The organism is Blastococcus sp. CT_GayMR19, from assembly GCF_004570385.1.
Classification (GTDB): Bacteria; Actinomycetota; Actinomycetes; order Mycobacteriales; family Geodermatophilaceae; genus Blastococcus_B.
Genome location: NZ_SPQL01000028.1, coordinates 1 through 16,736, shown reverse-complemented (window position 1 = coordinate 16,736; position 16,736 = coordinate 1). Strand labels below are relative to the sequence as shown.

At 73.2% G+C, this 16,736-nt stretch carries 17 protein-coding genes; 1 reads left to right on the top strand and 16 read right to left on the bottom strand.

The annotated features are described in order from the left end of the window. Positions 1 to 298: 298 nt before the first annotated feature. The 8 genes from dapB to E4P39_RS21650 all read right to left on the bottom strand — a co-directional run bounded on the left by dapB (position 299) and on the right by E4P39_RS21650 (position 8,336). The gene (gene dapB / locus E4P39_RS21685) at positions 299 to 1,105 is read right to left on the bottom strand and encodes a 4-hydroxy-tetrahydrodipicolinate reductase (protein ID WP_135138712.1); all 807 of its coding nucleotides are present in this window, start codon (positions 1,103 to 1,105) and stop codon (positions 299 to 301) included. Between the two features lie 48 nt (positions 1,106 to 1,153). Further along, positions 1,154 to 1,474, bottom strand: a complete 321-nt coding sequence (locus tag E4P39_RS21680) for a VanZ family protein (protein ID WP_245160034.1) — start codon at positions 1,472 to 1,474, stop codon at positions 1,154 to 1,156. Between the two features lie 52 nt (positions 1,475 to 1,526). Next, positions 1,527 to 2,822 carry a pitrilysin family protein gene (locus E4P39_RS21675; protein ID WP_245160032.1) on the bottom strand — a complete coding sequence of 432 codons (1,296 nt, stop codon included), beginning with the start codon at positions 2,820 to 2,822 and terminating at the stop codon, positions 1,527 to 1,529. A gap of 59 nt (positions 2,823 to 2,881) precedes the next feature. Further along, a complete protein-coding gene (locus E4P39_RS21670; protein WP_135138709.1) occupies positions 2,882 to 5,143 on the bottom strand; it encodes a polyribonucleotide nucleotidyltransferase in 2,262 nt (753 codons plus the stop codon). Positions 5,144 to 5,430: 287 nt separating this feature from the next. Continuing rightward, positions 5,431 to 5,700, bottom strand: a complete 270-nt coding sequence (gene rpsO / locus E4P39_RS21665) for a 30S ribosomal protein S15 (RefSeq protein ID WP_135138708.1) — start codon at positions 5,698 to 5,700, stop codon at positions 5,431 to 5,433. Positions 5,701 to 5,792: 92 nt separating this feature from the next. After that, the gene (locus E4P39_RS21660) at positions 5,793 to 6,764 is read right to left on the bottom strand and encodes a bifunctional riboflavin kinase/FAD synthetase (RefSeq protein WP_135138707.1); all 972 of its coding nucleotides are present in this window, start codon (positions 6,762 to 6,764) and stop codon (positions 5,793 to 5,795) included. Between the two features lie 20 nt (positions 6,765 to 6,784). Further along, positions 6,785 to 7,924 (bottom strand): branched-chain amino acid aminotransferase, encoded by a 1,140-nt coding sequence (locus tag E4P39_RS21655; protein ID WP_135138706.1) that lies wholly within the window; start codon positions 7,922 to 7,924, stop codon positions 6,785 to 6,787. Positions 7,925 to 7,997: 73 nt separating this feature from the next. Next, a complete protein-coding gene (locus E4P39_RS21650; protein ID WP_135138705.1) occupies positions 7,998 to 8,336 on the bottom strand; it encodes an antibiotic biosynthesis monooxygenase in 339 nt (112 codons plus the stop codon). Between the two features lie 139 nt (positions 8,337 to 8,475). On the opposite strand from E4P39_RS21650, the gene larB reads away from it, so the two are divergent. Further along, positions 8,476 to 9,165, top strand: a complete 690-nt coding sequence (gene larB, locus E4P39_RS21645; protein WP_245160031.1) for a nickel pincer cofactor biosynthesis protein LarB — start codon at positions 8,476 to 8,478, stop codon at positions 9,163 to 9,165. Here the strand turns inward: larB and larE are convergent. The 8 genes from larE to infB form a co-directional block, all read right to left on the bottom strand. Continuing rightward, on the bottom strand, positions 9,156 to 9,995 hold the full coding sequence (larE, locus tag E4P39_RS21640) for an ATP-dependent sacrificial sulfur transferase LarE (protein WP_135138704.1): 840 nt from the start codon (positions 9,993 to 9,995) through the stop codon (positions 9,156 to 9,158). The genes larB and larE overlap by 10 nt on opposite strands. Positions 9,996 to 10,015: 20 nt before the next feature. After that, the gene (truB, locus tag E4P39_RS21635; RefSeq protein WP_135138703.1) at positions 10,016 to 10,933 is read right to left on the bottom strand and encodes a tRNA pseudouridine(55) synthase TruB; all 918 of its coding nucleotides are present in this window, start codon (positions 10,931 to 10,933) and stop codon (positions 10,016 to 10,018) included. Beyond that, positions 10,930 to 12,228 (bottom strand): MATE family efflux transporter, encoded by a 1,299-nt coding sequence (locus E4P39_RS21630; RefSeq protein WP_135138702.1) that lies wholly within the window; start codon positions 12,226 to 12,228, stop codon positions 10,930 to 10,932. Before E4P39_RS21630 ends, truB begins: the two co-directional genes overlap by 4 nt. Continuing rightward, the gene (locus tag E4P39_RS21625) at positions 12,221 to 13,222 is read right to left on the bottom strand and encodes a bifunctional oligoribonuclease/PAP phosphatase NrnA (protein ID WP_245160030.1); all 1,002 of its coding nucleotides are present in this window, start codon (positions 13,220 to 13,222) and stop codon (positions 12,221 to 12,223) included. Before E4P39_RS21625 ends, E4P39_RS21630 begins: the two co-directional genes overlap by 8 nt. A 5-nt stretch (positions 13,223 to 13,227) precedes the next feature. Next, positions 13,228 to 13,461, bottom strand: coding sequence for a hypothetical protein (locus E4P39_RS21620; protein ID WP_135138700.1), 234 nt, complete (start codon positions 13,459 to 13,461; stop codon positions 13,228 to 13,230). Continuing rightward, positions 13,458 to 13,958 carry a 30S ribosome-binding factor RbfA gene (gene rbfA, locus E4P39_RS21615; RefSeq protein WP_135138699.1) on the bottom strand — a complete coding sequence of 167 codons (501 nt, stop codon included), beginning with the start codon at positions 13,956 to 13,958 and terminating at the stop codon, positions 13,458 to 13,460. Before rbfA ends, E4P39_RS21620 begins: the two co-directional genes overlap by 4 nt. Before the next feature lie 76 nt (positions 13,959 to 14,034). After that, entirely contained in the window at positions 14,035 to 14,331 is a 297-nt protein-coding gene (locus tag E4P39_RS21610; protein ID WP_135138698.1) for a DUF503 domain-containing protein, read from the bottom strand. 71 nt (positions 14,332 to 14,402) lie between these two features. Further along, positions 14,403 to 16,238, bottom strand: a complete 1,836-nt coding sequence (infB, locus tag E4P39_RS21605; RefSeq protein WP_245160029.1) for a translation initiation factor IF-2 — start codon at positions 16,236 to 16,238, stop codon at positions 14,403 to 14,405. Between the last annotated feature and the right edge of the window lie 498 nt (positions 16,239 to 16,736).

Genomic DNA, 16,736 nt, shown 5'->3' with positions numbered 1-16,736 from the left:
AGAACTGGACGCTCTCGATATCAATCAACCAAAGGAATCCCAAACCAGAACCCGAAGGCCCCGGCACGGGGTATTACTTGGCACTGACTTTCGGCACGCTGTTGAGTTCTCAAGGAGCGGACGCACAGAAACTCGACCCTCTCGGGCTTCGTCGCTGGCTGGAGGTCCAACTCTACGCCGGTTTCCAAGAGCTCCCCCGAGGGGGGTCTGGTCCGGCGGCCCTTCCGGGCCGCGCGGCGCATGGAGAACCATACACGACCCTGAGAGGCCGTGCAGGGGGGTCCCTCCGGCGTCCGGTTCAGAGGCCCAGGAAGCTCTCGATCCCCACGGTGAGCCCCGGGCGCCGGCTGATCTCGCGTACCGCGAGCAGCACCCCCGGCATGAACGAGGCCCGGTCGTAGGAGTCGTGCCGGAGGGTCAGGGTCTCCCCCGCCGCACCCATGAGCACCTCCTGGTGTGCCACGAGGCCGGTCAGTCGGACGGCGTGGACCGGCACACCCTCGACGTCGGCTCCCCGGGCCCCGTCCAGTGCATCGGTGGTGGCGTCCGGCGCCGGCGGGAGCCCGGCGGCGCGGCGGGCGGCGGCCACGAGACGTGCGGTGCGCACCGCCGTCCCGGAGGGCGCGTCGACCTTGTTGGGGTGATGCAGCTCCACCACCTCGACGGAGGGGAAGAACCGGGCCGCCTCCTGGGCGAACTTCATCAGCAGCACCGCCCCGATGCCGAAGTTGGGGGCGATGACCACGCCCAGCTCCGGCTTGGGCTCCAGCCACTCGGCGACGGTCGCGAGCCGTGCCTCGTCGAAGCCCGTCGTCCCGACGACGCAGTGGATGTTCTGGTCGATGCAGAAGCGGATGTTGTCCATGACGACGTCCGGGCGGGTGAAGTCCACGACCACCTGGGCTCCGGCGTCGGCGACGTTGAACAGCCAGTCGCCGTCGTCGACCATCGCGACCAGCTCGAGGTCGTCGGCCTCGTTCACGGCCTTCACGACCTCGGTACCCATCCGCCCGCGGGCGCCGAGGACCCCCACGTTGAGCAGGGGTACCGCCCCCTCGGAGGACGACGCGTGCTGATGGTCCGGGGTGGAGGTGCTGGTGATCACGCGGTCAGGCTTCCCGGCGGCGGCCCGGGATGCAACACCGCGTCCCGGTCAGCGCCGCTTCCGAGCGGCGAACCGCTCCCACAGAGCGAGCCCGGTCACCAGGCCGACGACGTCGGCCAGCCAGTCAGCCGCGGACGTCGTCCGTCCGATCGCGGGCAACCCCTGCAGTACCTCGCTGCCGGCGGCGTAGACCACCAGCGCGGGGAGGAGGACCGCGGGCCGCAGGCCGGCCCACCGACCCGTAGCCGCGAGCGCGAGGAACAGCACGCCGTGGACGATCTTGTCGACGCCCGGCGGAGCTCCCGGCACGTCGCCGGCCGGCGCGAAGAGCACGACCAGCGAGACGACGACGACCGAGGCGAAGACCACCCGCCCCGAGCGGACCCTGGGAAGCACAGCGGCCGGCATCGGAGGGCGGTGGTCAGAGCCGGTCGAGGTCGGACTCGCGGTAGGGACCGACGACCGCCAGGCACATGTCCTGGGCGAACAGTTCGGCAGCCACCGCGCGCACCTGGTCCTCGTCGACACCGTCGAGCCGGCCGAGCACCTCGCGGACCGGGAGGTACTCGCCGTAGGACAGCTCGCTCTTGCCCAGCCGGCTCATCCGGGACCCGGTGTCCTCCAGCCCCAGTACCAGGCCGCCCTTGAGCTGGCCCTTGCTGCGAGCCACCTCCCTGGCGTCGAGGCCCTCGGCGGTGACGCGGGCCAGCTCTTCACGGATCAGCCGCAGGACCTCCGGGACCCGCTTCTTCGAGCACCCCGCGTACACGGAGAAGGATCCCGAGCCGGCGTAGTGGGTCAGCGAGGACCCCACGCTGTAGACCAGGCCGCGCTTCTCCCGGATCTCCTGGAACAGCCGGGAGCTCATCCCGCCGCCGACCGCGGCGTCCAGGATCGACGCCGCGTACCGGCGCTCGTCCAGCCGGCCCATGGACGGCGTGCCGAGCAGCAGGTGGGTCTGCTCGGTGCGCCGGGAGATCAGCCCGGCCGGCCGGGCCGGGCGGGCGGGCGCGGGTTCCCCGAGCCGTAGGGGCGCGGGACGTGCGTCACCGGACAGGCGCTGCCCGAACGCGGCACCGACGAGGTCCAGCAGCTGCTGGTGCTCCACCCGACCGGCGGCCGTGACGACGACCGACGGCATCGCGTACCGGTCGCGGTACCAGCCGTGCACGTCCTCGCGCGTCAGGCCCTCGATCGACTCGACCGTGCCCAGCACCGACCGGCCGAGCGGCGTGTCGCCGAAGAGCGTCTCCGAGAACAGGTCGTGCACGGCGTCCGAGGGCTCGTCGTCGCGCATGGCGATCTCCTCGAGGACCACCGTGCGCTCCGACTCCAGATCCGCCGCGGTGTTGCAGGCCTCGGTGACCAGGTCGGAGAGGAGCGCGACCGCGAGGGGCAGGTCGCTGGCGAGCACGTTCGCGTAGTAGCAGGTGTGCTCCTTGGCGGTGAACGCGTTCATCTCACCGCCGACGGCGTCCATCGCCGTCGCGATGTCCAGCGCCGAGCGGGTCGCCGTCCCCTTGAACAGCAGGTGCTCGAGGAAGTGTGACGCGCCGGCCACGGCCGGACCCTCGTCGCGGGAGCCCACGCCCACCCAGATCCCGAGCGTCGCGGACAGGACGCCCGGCATCGTCTCGGTGAGGACCCGCAGCCCGCCGGGGAGCTCGGTGCGCTCCACCCTGCCGCCGACCTCGTCGAGGTCGAGCAGCTCGGTCACCCCGACGGGAACCGGGGCGGATGCAGCAGCACCCGCCCCGGTCCCCAACTCAGTTGTCGTCACTCACCCGCAGGCGCGGCGGCCTCGGCCGGCGCCGCGTCCTGAGCGGGAGCGGCCTCGGCGTTGGCCTCGACCGGCACCAGGCTGATCTTGCCGCGGGCGTCGATGTCGGTGATCTCGACCTGCAGCTTGTCGCCGACGTTCACGACGTCCTCGACCTTGCCGATGCGCTTGCCGGCACCCAGCTTGCTGATGTGCACGAGCCCGTCCTTGCCCGGGAGCAGGGAGACGAAGGCACCGAACGGGGCGGTCTTGACGACCGTGCCGAGGAAGCGCTCGCCGACCTTGGGCATCTGCGGGTTGGCGATGGCGTTGATCCGGTCCACCGCGGCCTGCGCCGAGGGACCGTCCGAGGCGCCGACGTAGATCGTGCCGTCGTCCTCGATGGTGATGTCCGCGCCGGTCTCGTCCTGGATCGCGTTGATCATCTGGCCCTTGGGGCCGATGACCGCGCCGATCTTGTCGACCGGGATGCGCACCGTGGTCACGCGCGGCGCGTAGGGGCTCATCTCGTCGGGACCGTCGATGGCCTCGAGCATCACGTCGAGGATGTGCAGCCGGGCCGCGCGGGCCTGGGTCAGCGCGCCCGCGAGCACGTCGGAGGGGATGCCGTCGAGCTTCGTGTCCAGCTGGAGGGCCGTCACGAAGTCCTTGGTGCCGGCGACCTTGAAGTCCATGTCACCGAACGCGTCCTCGGCACCGAGGATGTCGGTCAGCGCCACGTACTCCGTCTTGCCGTCGACCTCGTCGGAGACCAGGCCCATGGCGATGCCGGCGACCGGGGCGCGCAGCGGTACACCGGCGTTGAGCAGCGCCAGGGTCGAGGCGCAGACCGAGCCCATGGACGTCGAGCCGTTGGAGCTCAGCGCCTCGGAGACCTGACGGATCGCGTAGGGGAACTCCTCGCGGTTCGGCAGCACCGGCAGGAGCGCCCGCTCGGCGAGCGCGCCGTGCCCGATCTCGCGCCGCTTGGGCGAGCCCACGCGACCGGTCTCGCCGGTGGAGTACGGCGGGAAGTTGTAGTTGTGCATGTAGCGCTTGCGGTTGTCCGGGCTCAGCGTGTCCAGCTGCTGCTCCATGCGGAGCATGTTCAGCGTGGTGATCCCCAGGATCTGGGTCTCGCCGCGCTCGAACAGTGCCGAGCCGTGCACGCGGGGCACGACCTCGACCTCGGCCGACAGCGGCCGGATGTCGGTCAGGCCGCGGCCGTCGATGCGGACCTTGTCGCGCAGGATGCGCTGGCGGACGACCTTCTTGGTCAGCGCCCGGAAGGCACCGGAGATCTCCTTCTCGCGACCCTCGAACTGGCCGGCCAGCGCGGCCTTGACCTCGTCCTTGAGCGCGTCGGTGGCGTCCTCGCGCTCGTGCTTGCCGGCGATCTGCTGGGCCTGCGCCAGCCTGTCGCCGACCTGCGCCTCGACGGCGGCGTAGACGTCGTCCTGGTAGTCGAGGAAGCGGGGGAACTCCTGGACCGGCTTGGCGGCCTTCTCGGCGAGCGCGGACTGCGCCTCGCACAGCGCCCTGATGAACGGCTTGGCGGCCTCGAGGCCCTGGGCCACGACCTCCTCGGTCGGGGCAGGGGCGCCACCGGCGACCAGCTCGATGGTCTTCTCGGTGGCCTCGGCCTCGACCATCATGATCGCGACGTCGCCGTCCGGGAGGAGGCGGCCGGCCACCACCATGTCGAAGACGGCGTCCTCGAGCTCGGTGTGCGTCGGGAAGCCGATCCACTGGCCGTTGACCAGGGCGACGCGGGTGCCGCCGACCGGGCCGGAGAACGGCAGGCCGGAGAGCTGGGTGGACGCCGAGGCGCCGTTGATCGCCAGCACGTCGTAGACGTGGGTGGGGTCCAGCGCCAGGACGGTGATGACCACCTGGACCTCGTTGCGCAGGCCCTTGGCGAAGGTCGGGCGGAGCGGCCGGTCGATCAGGCGGCAGGTGAGGATCGCGTCCTCCGACGGGCGGCCCTCGCGACGGAAGAAGGAGCCGGGGATGCGCCCGGCGGCGTACATCCGCTCCTCGACGTCGACCGTCAGCGGGAAGAAGTCGAACTGCTCCTTGGGCTGCCGGCCGGCCGTGGTGGCCGAGAGCAGCATGGTGTCGCCCATGGTGACGACGACGGAGCCGGCGGCCTGACGGGCGAGCCGGCCGGTCTCGAAGGTGATGCTGCGGCTGCCGAAGCTGCCGTTGTCGATGACCGCGGTGGCGGTGGTGACGCCGTCCTCGGCGTCGAACTGAGCGGTGATGGTGGGTGCGGACATGTGTCCTTCTCTCTTCTCGTCGCATCGGCTTCGTGCCGACCTGCGACTCCTCTGACGGCCTCTCGCCGTCCTGCGTCCGGGCGACCGGTGCTCGATCGAAGCCCTCGGGCGATGCCGTTCCCCTCGGGAGGGGAGGCCACTCATCGGTGGACGGGATCCCGGGGGCCACTACCGAGGACCGGTCCATCGGGGACGCGTCCGGCGGCGGGCCGGTTCTCCCCGTGCAGCGGGTGCTGCACGAGGAAGGGGACCGCCCCGGTGCTACCGGGAACGGCCCCCTCGACGTACTAGCGGCGCAGACCGAGCCGCTCGATGAGCGAGCGGTATCGGGTGATGTCCGTCTTGGCCAGGTAGTTCAGCAGCCGGCGACGCCGGCCGACCAGCAGGAGCAGGCCCCGCCGGCTGTGGTGGTCGTGCTTGTGCATCTTGAGGTGCTCGGTGAGGTCGCTGATCCGACGGGTCAGCATCGCGACCTGGACCTCGGGCGAACCGGTGTCGTTCTCGACCGTCGCGTAGTCGGTCATGATCTGCTTCTTGAGAGCGCTCTCGAGCGCCATGGTTCGCCTCCGGGGCGGGTCACGTGTGGCCCCCGGTTTGAATCACGGGGGCAGGCTGCACACACGTCGGGTTCCCCCGACGGACTCCCAGGCTACATGCCCAGGATGGAGCGGGTGTCGGTCACGTCCTGGGCCATCGCCGCGAGCAGGCCGTCGACGTCGGCGAAAGCGGCCATCGGGCGGAGCCGCTGCACGAACTCCACCCCCACGTGGTCGCCGTAGAGATCGCCGTCCCAGTCGAGCACGAACGCCTCCACCGTGCGCCGGCTGCCCTGGAACGTCGGGTTCGTGCCCACGGAGATCGCCGCTGGGAACCGCTCCCGGCTGGCTCCGCTGCGCGGGTCACGGGTCACCAGGGAACCGGCGTAGACACCGTCGGCGGGGATGGCGGTGAAGGGCGGCGTCTCCACGTTGGCCGTCGGGTAGCCCAGGTCGCGCCCCCGGCGGTCGCCCTTGACTACGACGCCGTCCACCCGGTGCGGGCGGCCCAGCGCCCGGGCGGCCGTGACCATGTCGCCGGCCGCCACGCAGGCCCGGATGTAGGTCGAGGAGATCGTGACCTCCGCGTCCCCCTCACCGTCCTCCGCGCCCACGTTGGCCAGTGCGACGCCCTCCACCCCGAAGCCGAACCGCCGTCCCTCGGCGACCAGGGTGTCGAAGTTCCCGCTGGCCTTGTACCCGTAGGTGAAGTTGGGCCCCACGACCACGGCGGCGGCGTGCAGGTGCTCGACGAGCACGGTGTGGGTGAAGGTCTCCGGCGCCAGCCGCATGAACTCGGGCGTGAACGGCAGGACGCACATGGCGTCGACGCCCAGCCCGGCGACCAGCTCGGCCTTGCGGTCCATCGACGTGAGGATCGCCGGGTGCGAGCCGGGCCGCACCACCTCGGCCGGGTGCGGGTCGAAGGTGAGCAGCAGGCAGGGACGGTTCATCGCCCGGGCCCGGGCCACCGCCGCACCGATGAGCACCTGGTGCCCGCGGTGGACGCCGTCGTACATCCCGACCGTGACCACGGTCCGGCCGAGGTCACCGGGGGTCACCTCGAGCCCCCGCCAGCGCAGCACGGTCGATCGATCCGGGGGCGTCAGGCGACCCGGTGCAGCCAGCCGTGGGTGTCGGCCACCCGCCCGTGCTGGATGTCGAGGAGCGTCTCGCGGAGCCGCATGGTCAGCGGGCCGGGCGTCCCGTCGCCGACGGTGAAATCGCCGGTGCGCGCCTTGACGTCGCCGACCGGCGTGATGACGGCGGCGGTGCCACAGGCGAAGGTCTCGGTGACCGTGCCGTCGGCGACGCCCTGCCGCCACTCGTCCACGCTGAACAGGCGCTCGGTGACGGGATGACCCAGCTCGCGGGCCAGGGTGATGAGCGAGTCACGGGTGATCCCGGGCAGCAGCGTGCCGGTGAGCGCGGGCGTGACCAGCTCCGCGTCGTCGCCGGAGCCGAGGACGAAGAACAGGTTCATCCCGCCCATCTCCTCGACGTAGCGCTTCTCGACGGCGTCGAGCCACACCACCTGGTCGCACCCGGCCGCGATCGCCTGCTCCTGCGCCAGCAGGCTGGCTGCGTAGTTCCCGGCGCACTTGACGTCGCCGGTGCCGCCGGGAGCCGCCCGGATGTAGTCCTCGGAGAGGTACACCGAGACCGGCTGGACGCCGCGCGGGAAGTACGCGCCGGCCGGGCTGGCGATGACGAGGAACAGGTACTCCGCGGCCGGCCGGACACCCAGGAACGGCTCGCTGGCCAGCTGGTACGGGCGGATGTAGAGCGTCTGGTCCGGCCCGGTGGGAACCCACGGGCGGTCGGCGGCGACGAGGGCGTCCACGGCGGCGAGGAACGCCTGCTCGGGCACGGGCGGCATGGCCAGGCGGCGGGCTCCCCGTGCGAAGCGGGCCGCGTTCGCCTCGGGCCGGAACGTGGCCACGCTGCCGTCGGGCTGGGCGTAGGCCTTGAGGCCCTCGAAGATCGACTGGGCGTAGTGGAGGGCGGCCGTCGACGGGTCCAGCTGCAGCGGCGCGTAGGCCGTGAGCCGGGCGTCGTGCCAGCCCTCTCCCACGCGGTAGCGCGCCACGAACATCGAGTCGGTGAAGTGCCGGCCGAACCCGGGGTCGGCCAGCACGCCCTCGCGCTCCACGACGGGGCGACGCGGCACGTCCTCCACCACGAGCGGCACGCCCTCGGCAAACATCCCGGAAGACGTACGGCTGTCGGCGAGCGTGTCGGTCATGGCTCCCACCTGCGAGTGCGACGGATCGGCACCGGCCCCGTGTGGGGGCCGGCGCCTCACAGTAGCCGCCGGGTCAGGCCCGCTGCGGCTGGTCCGCGTGCGGACCGGCTGACTCCAGGACCTCGTAGGACCACAGGTGGTGGGAGTCGGCGGCGGCCGGGGCGAGCGTGTCCCCTCCCCCGTCGTGCGCACGGTCGAAGTTCTGGGACTGCTGCCACGCCTGGTAGTCGGCGTCGGTGGTCCACCGGGTGTAGACGAGGTACTGGTCGGTGCCCTCCAGCGGCCGCAGCAGCTCGAACCACTCGAAGCCCGGGGTCTTCTCGACCGCGCCCGCACGGCCCCGGAACCGCTCCTCGAAGCGCGCCTGCTTGTCCGGGGGCACGGTGACGGCGTTGATCTTCACGATGCTCATCTCTCGACTCCGGGCTCGTTCCGCTCCTCGCTCGTTCCTCGCTGCGATGCTCGCTCGCCCGTCGTTCTCGTTGCGCTCATGCGGCTACCCCTTCCCGGCGGGGGCGCTGGTCAATCGCGCGATGGGGCACGCTGATGGGGTGAGTCCGCACCGCACCGCCGATCTCGGCTTCGCCCGGCTGGACCTCGACCGCGCGGAGCGCACCGGGACACCCGAGGTGGTCTACGCCGCGGGCAAGACGCCCGCGCAGACGGTCGCCTGCCTGGCCGCGCTCCTGGACGACGGCGCCGCTCTCGCATGGGCGACCCGCGTGGACGCCGCGACGACCGCCGCGATCCTCGAGCGCTGGCCCGACGCGGTCCTCGATCCGGAGGCCCGCTGCGCCTTCGTCGGCGAGCTGCCCACGCCGGTCGGCTCGGTGCTGGTGCTCACTGCAGGCACCTCCGACGGCCCGGTGGCCGCCGAGGTCGCCGCCACGCTGGCCGCGAGCGGGGTCGGCTGCCGGCGGGTGGACGACGTCGGGGTCGCCGGGGTGCACCGCGTGCTGGCGGTCGCTCCCGAGGTGGCCGCGGCCGACGTCGTCGTCGTGGTGGCCGGGATGGACGGCGCCCTGCCCAGCGTCGTCGCCGGGCTGACCGACCGCCTCGTCGTGGCGGTGCCCACCTCGGTCGGCTACGGCGCGGCCTTCGAGGGGCTGGCCGCACTGCTCACCATGCTGACCGCCTGCGCCCCGGGCGTGCTCGTCGTGAACATCGACAACGGCTTCGGCGCGGGTGTGGCCGCCGCGCGGATCGCACGATCGGCCCAGGGAAGGGCCGCTCAGCGGTAGCGGACCGGGTCCGGCAGCAGCTCGTTCATCGATCCGGACCGGAACCCGCGGGGATCGACCTCCACCCGCTCGAACCCGGCGACGGTCGCGAGCAGGTCCGGCCGCGCCGTCATCTCGGCCACGTGCTCGGCGTCCACCTCCACCCGGGCGGTGTCGTGCCCGAGATCGCGCACGCGCAGGTCGCGGACCGCCAGCCCGGCCGCGGCGAGCGCCGTGCGCAGCGCCGTCTCCGCGGCCTCCACCCGGGCCAGCGCCGCGGCCGAGACCGGCACGCCGTAGGCGATCCGGCTGGCCAGGCAGGCGGCGGCGGGCTTGTCCGCCAGTGGGAGCCCCCAGAGCCGGGCGGCGGCACGGACGTCGTCCTTGGTCATGCCCGCCCGGGCGAGCGGAGCCCAGGCGCCGCGCTCGGCGGCCGCGCGGATGCCGGGCCGGAAGCCGGCGCGGAGGTCGTCGGCGTTGGTGCCGGTGACCACGTCGGCGATGCCGAGGCGCGCCGCCAGCGGCGTGAGGACGTCGACGAGCTCGGCCTTGCAGAACGCGCAGCGGTCGCCGGCGTTGGCGCGGTACCCCTCGCGGGAGAGCTCGTCGGTGCGCGGCTGCTCGTGCCGGACCCCCAGGGAGGCGGCGAACGCGGCGGCGGCGGCGCGCTCGGTGGCCGGGAGGCTCGGGGAGATCGCGGTGGCCGCGATAACCATGTCGGTCCCCAGCGCGCGGACCGCGGCGGCGAGGACCACGCCGGAGTCGACCCCGCCGGAGAAGGCGACGAGGACACCGGGCAGTGGCGCCAGTTGCGCGTCCAGTGCGGCGAGCCGGGCGTCGAGCGGGGTCACGTCTCGCAGGCTGTCACAGGTCAGGACGGCGGGAACCCCACCGTGACCCGCGCGGACGGTCCGGCGTCCTCGACGAGGGCGAAGAGCCGGCCCCCCGGGTCGACGGCGGCGTGCAGCCCCGGAGCGCCGGTCGCCGGGATGCGCTGGCCGTAGGTGAGCGCCCGGGCCTCCTCGTCCGTGACCGACCGGGTCGGGAAGACCAGGGTCGCGGCCTCCGTGAGGCCGAGGAATCCGCGGCTGCCGCCCGCCAGCAGCGCCGCCCCGGCCTCCTCCACCGGTGCCGCGCGGTCGACGCCGAACGGCCCGGAGGCGATGCGCCGCAGTGCGGTCAGGTGCCCGCCGACGCCGAGAGCCGCCCCGGCGTCCCGGGCGATCGCCCGGATGTAGGTGCCGGCCGTGCACCGGACGGTGACGTCCACGTCCACCAGGTCGGGGCCCGGCCGGTCGATCCGGTGCACGTCGAGCGCGTGCACGGTGACCGACCGGGGCGCGAGCTCGACCGCCTCGCCGGCACGCACGCGGTCGTAGGAGCGGCGGCCGTCCACCTTGACCGCGCTCACCGCCGACGGAACCTGCTGCAGGGGTCCGGTCTGCGCGGCCAGCGCGGACCGGATCGCGTCGTCGTCCAGGTGCGACGTGGACGTGGTGGTCAGCACCTCGCCCTCGCGGTCGTCGGTGACCGTGCTCTGGCCGAGCCGGATCGTCGCCTCGTAGGTCTTGTCGTGCCCACCGACGTGTCCCAGCAGGCGGGTGGCCGCCCCGACCCCGAGCACCAGCAGCCCGGTCGCCATCGGGTCGAGGGTGCCGGCGTGCCCGACCTTGCGGACCGACAGCACCCGCCGCGCCCGGGCGACGACGTCGTGCGAGGTCATCCCGCCCGCCTTGTCCACCAGCAGCAGGCCGGGCGGAACATCGGCGTCGGGCCTGCGGGGACTCATGTCCCCACCGTTGCAGGCGCGCTCAGCCACCTGTCCCCCGCCACCCGGACCAGCACGCCGACCAGGCGCAGCGCGATGAAGAGGCACAACCCCGTCCAGACGCCGGCCAGGCCCCAGTCGAGCGGAGCGGCGAGCAGCGACAGCGGCAGGAACCCGGCGACGGCCGAGCCGATGGTGAGGGTGCGGAGGTAGCCGACGTCGCCGGCGCCCATCAGCACGCCGTCGAGGGCGAAGACCACCCCGGCCAGCGGCTGCATGACGGCGAGGAACCACCACACGACCTCGGCCTGCGCGAGCACCGCGGCGTCGCCGGTGAACAGCGGCAGCAGCAGGTCGCGCAGCGCCAGCAGGAGCGCGGCGACGCCCACGCCGGTGGCCAGGCCCCACAGCGCCACCCGCCGTGCGGTCGCGCGGGCCACGGCCGGCCGGTTCGCGCCGAGCGCGTGCCCGACGAGGGTCTGCGCGGCGATCGCGTAGGCGTCGAGCACCAGGGCGAGGAAGAAGAACAGCTGCAGGGCGATCTGGTGGGCGCCGAGCGAGGCGGTGCCGGCGCGGGCGGCGACGCCGGCGGCCACCAGGAAGGACAGCTGCAGCACCGCGGCGCGCAGCAGCAGGTCACGGCCGATGACCAGCTGGCTGCCGATGGCGCGCCACTTCGGCCGCCAGTCGGCGTCCTCCCGCAGCAGGGCCCGCACGAAGAGCGCCGCCGTGAGTGCCTGACCGGCGACGTTGGCGACCGCCGAGCCGGCCAGGCCGAGTCCCGCCGGGTACACGAGCAGGGGGCAGAGGACGAGGCTCAGCAGGCTGCCGGCGAGGACGTAGCGGACCGGGCGCCGCAGCTCCTGCACGCCGCGCAGCCAGCCGTTCCCGGCGAGGGAGATCAGGAGCAGGGGCGCGCCCAGTCCGGCGATGCGCAGCCACTGCTCACCGGCGGCGGCGACGTCGCCCGGGCCCCCGGCCAGCAGGCGGGTGAGCGGTCCGGCGAGGAGCTGGAAGAGCAGCAGGACGGCCAGGCCCAGCCCGAGGGCCAGCCAGGTGGCCTGGACGCCCTCGGCGACGGCGCCGGCCCGGTCGCCGGCACCGGCACGTCGGGCGGCACGGGCCGTGGTCCCGTACGCGAGGAAGTTCAGCAGGGCCGCGGCCCAGGCGAGCAGCCCACCCCCGACCGCCAGCCCGCCCAGCGGGACCGTGCCGAGATGCCCGACGACGGCCGTGTCGACCAGCAGGTACAGCGGCTCCGCGGCCAGCACGACGAGGGCGGGGAGAGCGAGCGCGAGGACGGAGGGGCTACGCAAGCTCCGTCCGCAGCTGCGCCACCGTGGCCTCCCGGTCGAGAGTCGACGTGTAGCCGGCCGCGAGCGTGTGGCCGCCGCCGCCGAGCGCGATCGCCACCCGGGCGACGTCGGTGGCGCCGCGCGAGCGCAGGGAGACCGACCAGGAGCCGTCGTCCTGGCCCTTGAGCACGCAGGCGACGTCGGCCTCCTCGGTGGCGCGGACGACGTCGACGAGGGCCTCGAGCTGCTCGCCCCGCAGACCGTGCTCGGCCGCCTCGGCCGAGCTCGACCAGGTCCAGACCAGGCCGGCGCCGACATCGGGCTCGAGCGCCGCGCGCCCGGCGACGACCGACAGCAGGCCCAGCCAGCCGAACGGTGCGGAGTCGAAGAGCCGCCGGCTGATCGCGGCGTGGTCGATCCCGGTCGCCAGCAGGCGGGCCGCGAGCTCGTGCGTCTCCGGTGTGGTGTTGCCGAAGCGGAACGAGCCGGTGTCCGCCGCCAGGCCGGCGTAGAGGCAGGTGGCGAGCTCGACGTCGAGGGTCACGCCCAGCTCGTCCAGCAGGCCGGCCACGAGGGCGACCGTGGCCGGCGCCTCCGGATCGATCAGCCGGACGTCGCCGAAGCCGGGGTTGCTGGCGTGGTGGTCGAGGACGACCGAGGTCCCGGCGGCGTCGAGCAGACCCGCCAGCTCACCGAGCCGCCCGGTCGACGCCGCGTCCAGGCTCACGAAGACGTCCGGCGAGGACGGCACCGCCGACGAGGGCACCAGGCCCTCGCTGCCCGGCAGCCAGCCCAGCGAGGGGGGCAGGGTGAACGGGTCGGGGAACGTGGCCAGGACGCGCGCACCCTGACGCCGGAGTGCCTCGGCGAGGGCCAGGGTGCTGCCGAGCGCGTCCGCGTCGGGCTGCACGTGCCCCGAGAGGACGACGATCGCGCGGGCGTCCGCCGCCTGGGCCAGGACGGAGGCCGCGGTTCGCGCCGACGGGGCGCCCGAACCGGAGGAGTGCCGTGCCACCGGCGTCAGGGGCCCGGGTCGGCGACGGGCGGGGCGTTCTGCTCCTCCACGACCGAGCCGCCGCCGACCGGGTAGCCGGAACCGGCCTCGTCCGGCTCGTCGGCCGCGATGCTCGGGACCGAGCCGATCTCGCCGTGCTTCCCGCCGTCGGTGGGGTCACCGGCCTCGGGCGCCTCGCGGCCGCCGAGCTCCGGCTTCCCCTGCCCGGGCTCGTACGGGTCCGGATCGACCTCGCTCATGACGCGCTCCTCGACGGTGCGGGCACATCGTCGGCCGACTGGGCATCGAGGGCGTCGTCCTGGTCGGCCTCGTCGTCCTCCGCGGGCTTGCGGTAGGGATCGGGCTCGCCGGCGTACTGCGCGCCCTCGCGGGCGCGGGCCAGCTGGGCGTCGGCGTGCCGGGCCCGTTCCAGAGCCTCTTCCAGTTCCCGGGCGGTGTCCGGGACGACGTCGGCGATGAAGGTGAGCGTCGGCACGAACTTGATGCCGGTCTGCTTGCCCACCGTGGACCGCAGTACGCCGGTGGCGCTGGCGAGCGCCCGGGCCGACTCCTCGACCTGGAGCGGGTCGCCGTAGACGGTGTAGAACACCGTGGCCTCGCGCAGGTCCCCGGTCACCTTCGCGTCGGTGACCGTGACCATGCCCAGTCGGGGGTCCTTGATCTGCATCTCGATCGCGGCGGAGACGATCTGTCGGATGCGCACCGCCAGCTTGCGGGCGCGGGCCGGGTCGGCCATCGGACCTCCTCGTTCAGGGTGCGGCTCGCGTTCGGCGGGCCGGGCACCGGGGCGGACAGGGCAGGTCGGTGTGGTGTCACTCGTCGGTGTCGGCGAAGAGTTGACGATGCGTCGAGAGAAGCGTCACCTCCGGCCGCTCCGCCAGCAACCGCTCGCAGGCGTCGAGCACGTCGGCGACCTGCCCGGCCTCGGCGGCGACCGTGGCGACACCGACCTGCGCGCGGCGGTGCAGGTCGTTCCCGCCCACCTCCGCGGCAGCCACCGCGAAGCGGCGCCGGAGCTCGGCCACGATCGGCCGGACCACGGCGCGTTTGCCCTTGAGCGAGTGGACGTCCCCCAGCAGCAGGTCGGCGGTCATCGACCCGGTGAACACGCCGACTCCCCCGTCCTGCCGCTGGTGCGGGGCCGTGGCCGGGGATTCCCCCGGCCACGGCCCCGGTCGACTCAGGTGCGCGGGATCTCGCGCATCTCGAAGGTCTGGATCACGTCCTCGGGCTTGATGTCGTTGAACGACCCCAGCCCGATACCGCACTCGTAACCCTCGCGGACCTCGGTCGCGTCGTCCTTGAACCGGCGGAGGGACTCCACCGTCAGGTTGTCGGCGACCACGGCACCGTCACGCACGAGCCGCGCCTTCGAGTTGCGGACGATCGTGCCGCTGCGGACCAGCGAACCGGCGACGTTGCCGATCTTCGGCACCCGGAAGACCTCGCGGACCTCCGCCGTGCCGAGCTGGACCTCCTCGAAGACGGGCTTGAGCATGCCCTTGAGCGCGGCCTCGATCTCGTCGATCGCCTGGTAGATGACCGTGTAGTACCGGACATCCACCCCCTCGCGGTTGGCGAGCTCGGTGGCCTGACCCTCGGCCCGGACGTTGAAGCCGAGGACGATGACGTCGTCGGCCAGCGCCAGGTCGATGTCGCTCTTGGTGATGCCACCGACGCCGCGGTGGATGACGCGCAGCGAGATGTCGTCGTCCACCTCGATCTTCATCAGCGCCTCCTCGAGCGCCTCGACGGTGCCCGAGTTGTCGCCCTTGATGATCAGGTTGAGCTGACGGGTCTCCTTGAGCGCGGCGTCGAGGTCCTCCAGGCTGATCCGCTTCCGCATCGACGCGTTCTGCGCGTTGCGGATGCGGGCCTGGCGGCGGTCCGCGATCTGGCGGGCCACGCGGTCCTCGTCGACGACGAGGAACGTGTCACCGGCACGCGGCACGGAGGTCAGGCCGACGACCTGGACCGGCCGCGACGGCAGGGCCTCCTTGAGCTTGTTGCCGTGCTCGTCGAGCAGCGAACGGACGCGCCCGTAGGCGTCGCCGGCCACGATCGAGTCGCCCTGGCGCAGCGTGCCGCGCTGGACGAGCACCGTGGCGACGGGGCCCCGGCCCTTGTCCAGCTTGCCCTCGATGACCACACCCTGCGGGTCCTGCTCGGTGTTGGCGCGCAGGTCCAGCGAGGCGTCCGCGGTCAGCAGGACGGCCGTGAGCAGCTCGTCGAGGCCCTGGCGGGTCGTCGCGGAGACGTCGACGAACATCGTGTCGCCGCCGTACTCCTCGGCCACCAGGCCGTACTCGGTGAGCTGCTGACGGATCTTGGCGGGGTTGGCCCCCTCCTTGTCGATCTTGTTGACCGCGACCACGATCGGCACCTCGGCGGCCTGGGCGTGGTTGAGCGCCTCGATCGTCTGGGGCATGACGCCGTCGTCGGCCGCGACCACGAGCACGACGATGTCGGTGACCTTCGCGCCTCGGGCACGCATCGCGGTGAACGACTCGTGGCCCGGGGTGTCGATGAAGGTGATCGGCCGCTCGTTGTGCTCGAGCTCGGTGACGATCTGGTAGGCGCCGATGTGCTGGGTGATGCCACCGGCCTCCTTCGACACCACGTTGGCGTGCCGGATGGCATCGAGGAGCTTGGTCTTCCCGTGGTCGACGTGACCCATGACGGTCACGACCGGCGGACGGGACGACCAGTCGTCCTCGTCGCCCTCCTCGTCACCGAAGGTGAGGTCGAAGGTCTCGAGGAGCTCGCGGTCCTCGTCCTCGGGGCTGACGACCTGGATGACCCAGCCGATCTCGGCACCGAGCAGCTGCAACGTCTCGTCGTTGACCGACTGCGTCGCGGTGATCATCTCGCCCAGGTGGAACAGGGCGGTGACCAGCGCGGCCGGCTCGGCGTTAATGCGCTCGGCCAGATCGGTCAGCGAGGCGCCGCGAGGCAGGCGAACGGTCTGCCCGTTGCCGCGCGGGAGCTGGACGCCGCCCATGCTGGGCGCCGCCATCGAGTCGAACTCCTGACGCCGCTGCTTCTTGCTCTTGCGTCCACGAACCGGACCGCGACCACCGGGACGGCCGAAGGCGCCGGCGGTACCGGCACCCGAGCCACCACGGCCACGGCCACGGCCACCGCCGCCACCACGGAAGCCACCGCCGGCGGGCGCACCGGCGCCGGGGGCACCGCCACCGCCGCCACCGCCGCCACCGGGGCGGAAACCGCCGCCACCGCCGCCACCCGGACCACCGGGACGGCCACCAGGACCGCCGGGGCCACCACGGCCGCCGGGCCCACCGGGGCCGCCACCGGGACGACCCGCCGGAGCGCCACGGCCGGGCATCATGCCCGGGCTCGGGCGCTGCGGCATCATCCCCGGGTTGGGACGCGGACCGCCGGGGCCGGCGGCCGGGCGGGGACCACCGGGACCGGGACCACCCGGACGCACACCGGGCGCGGGGCGGGGACCGCCGGCGCCGGGAGCGGGACGGGGTGCGCCGGCTCCCGG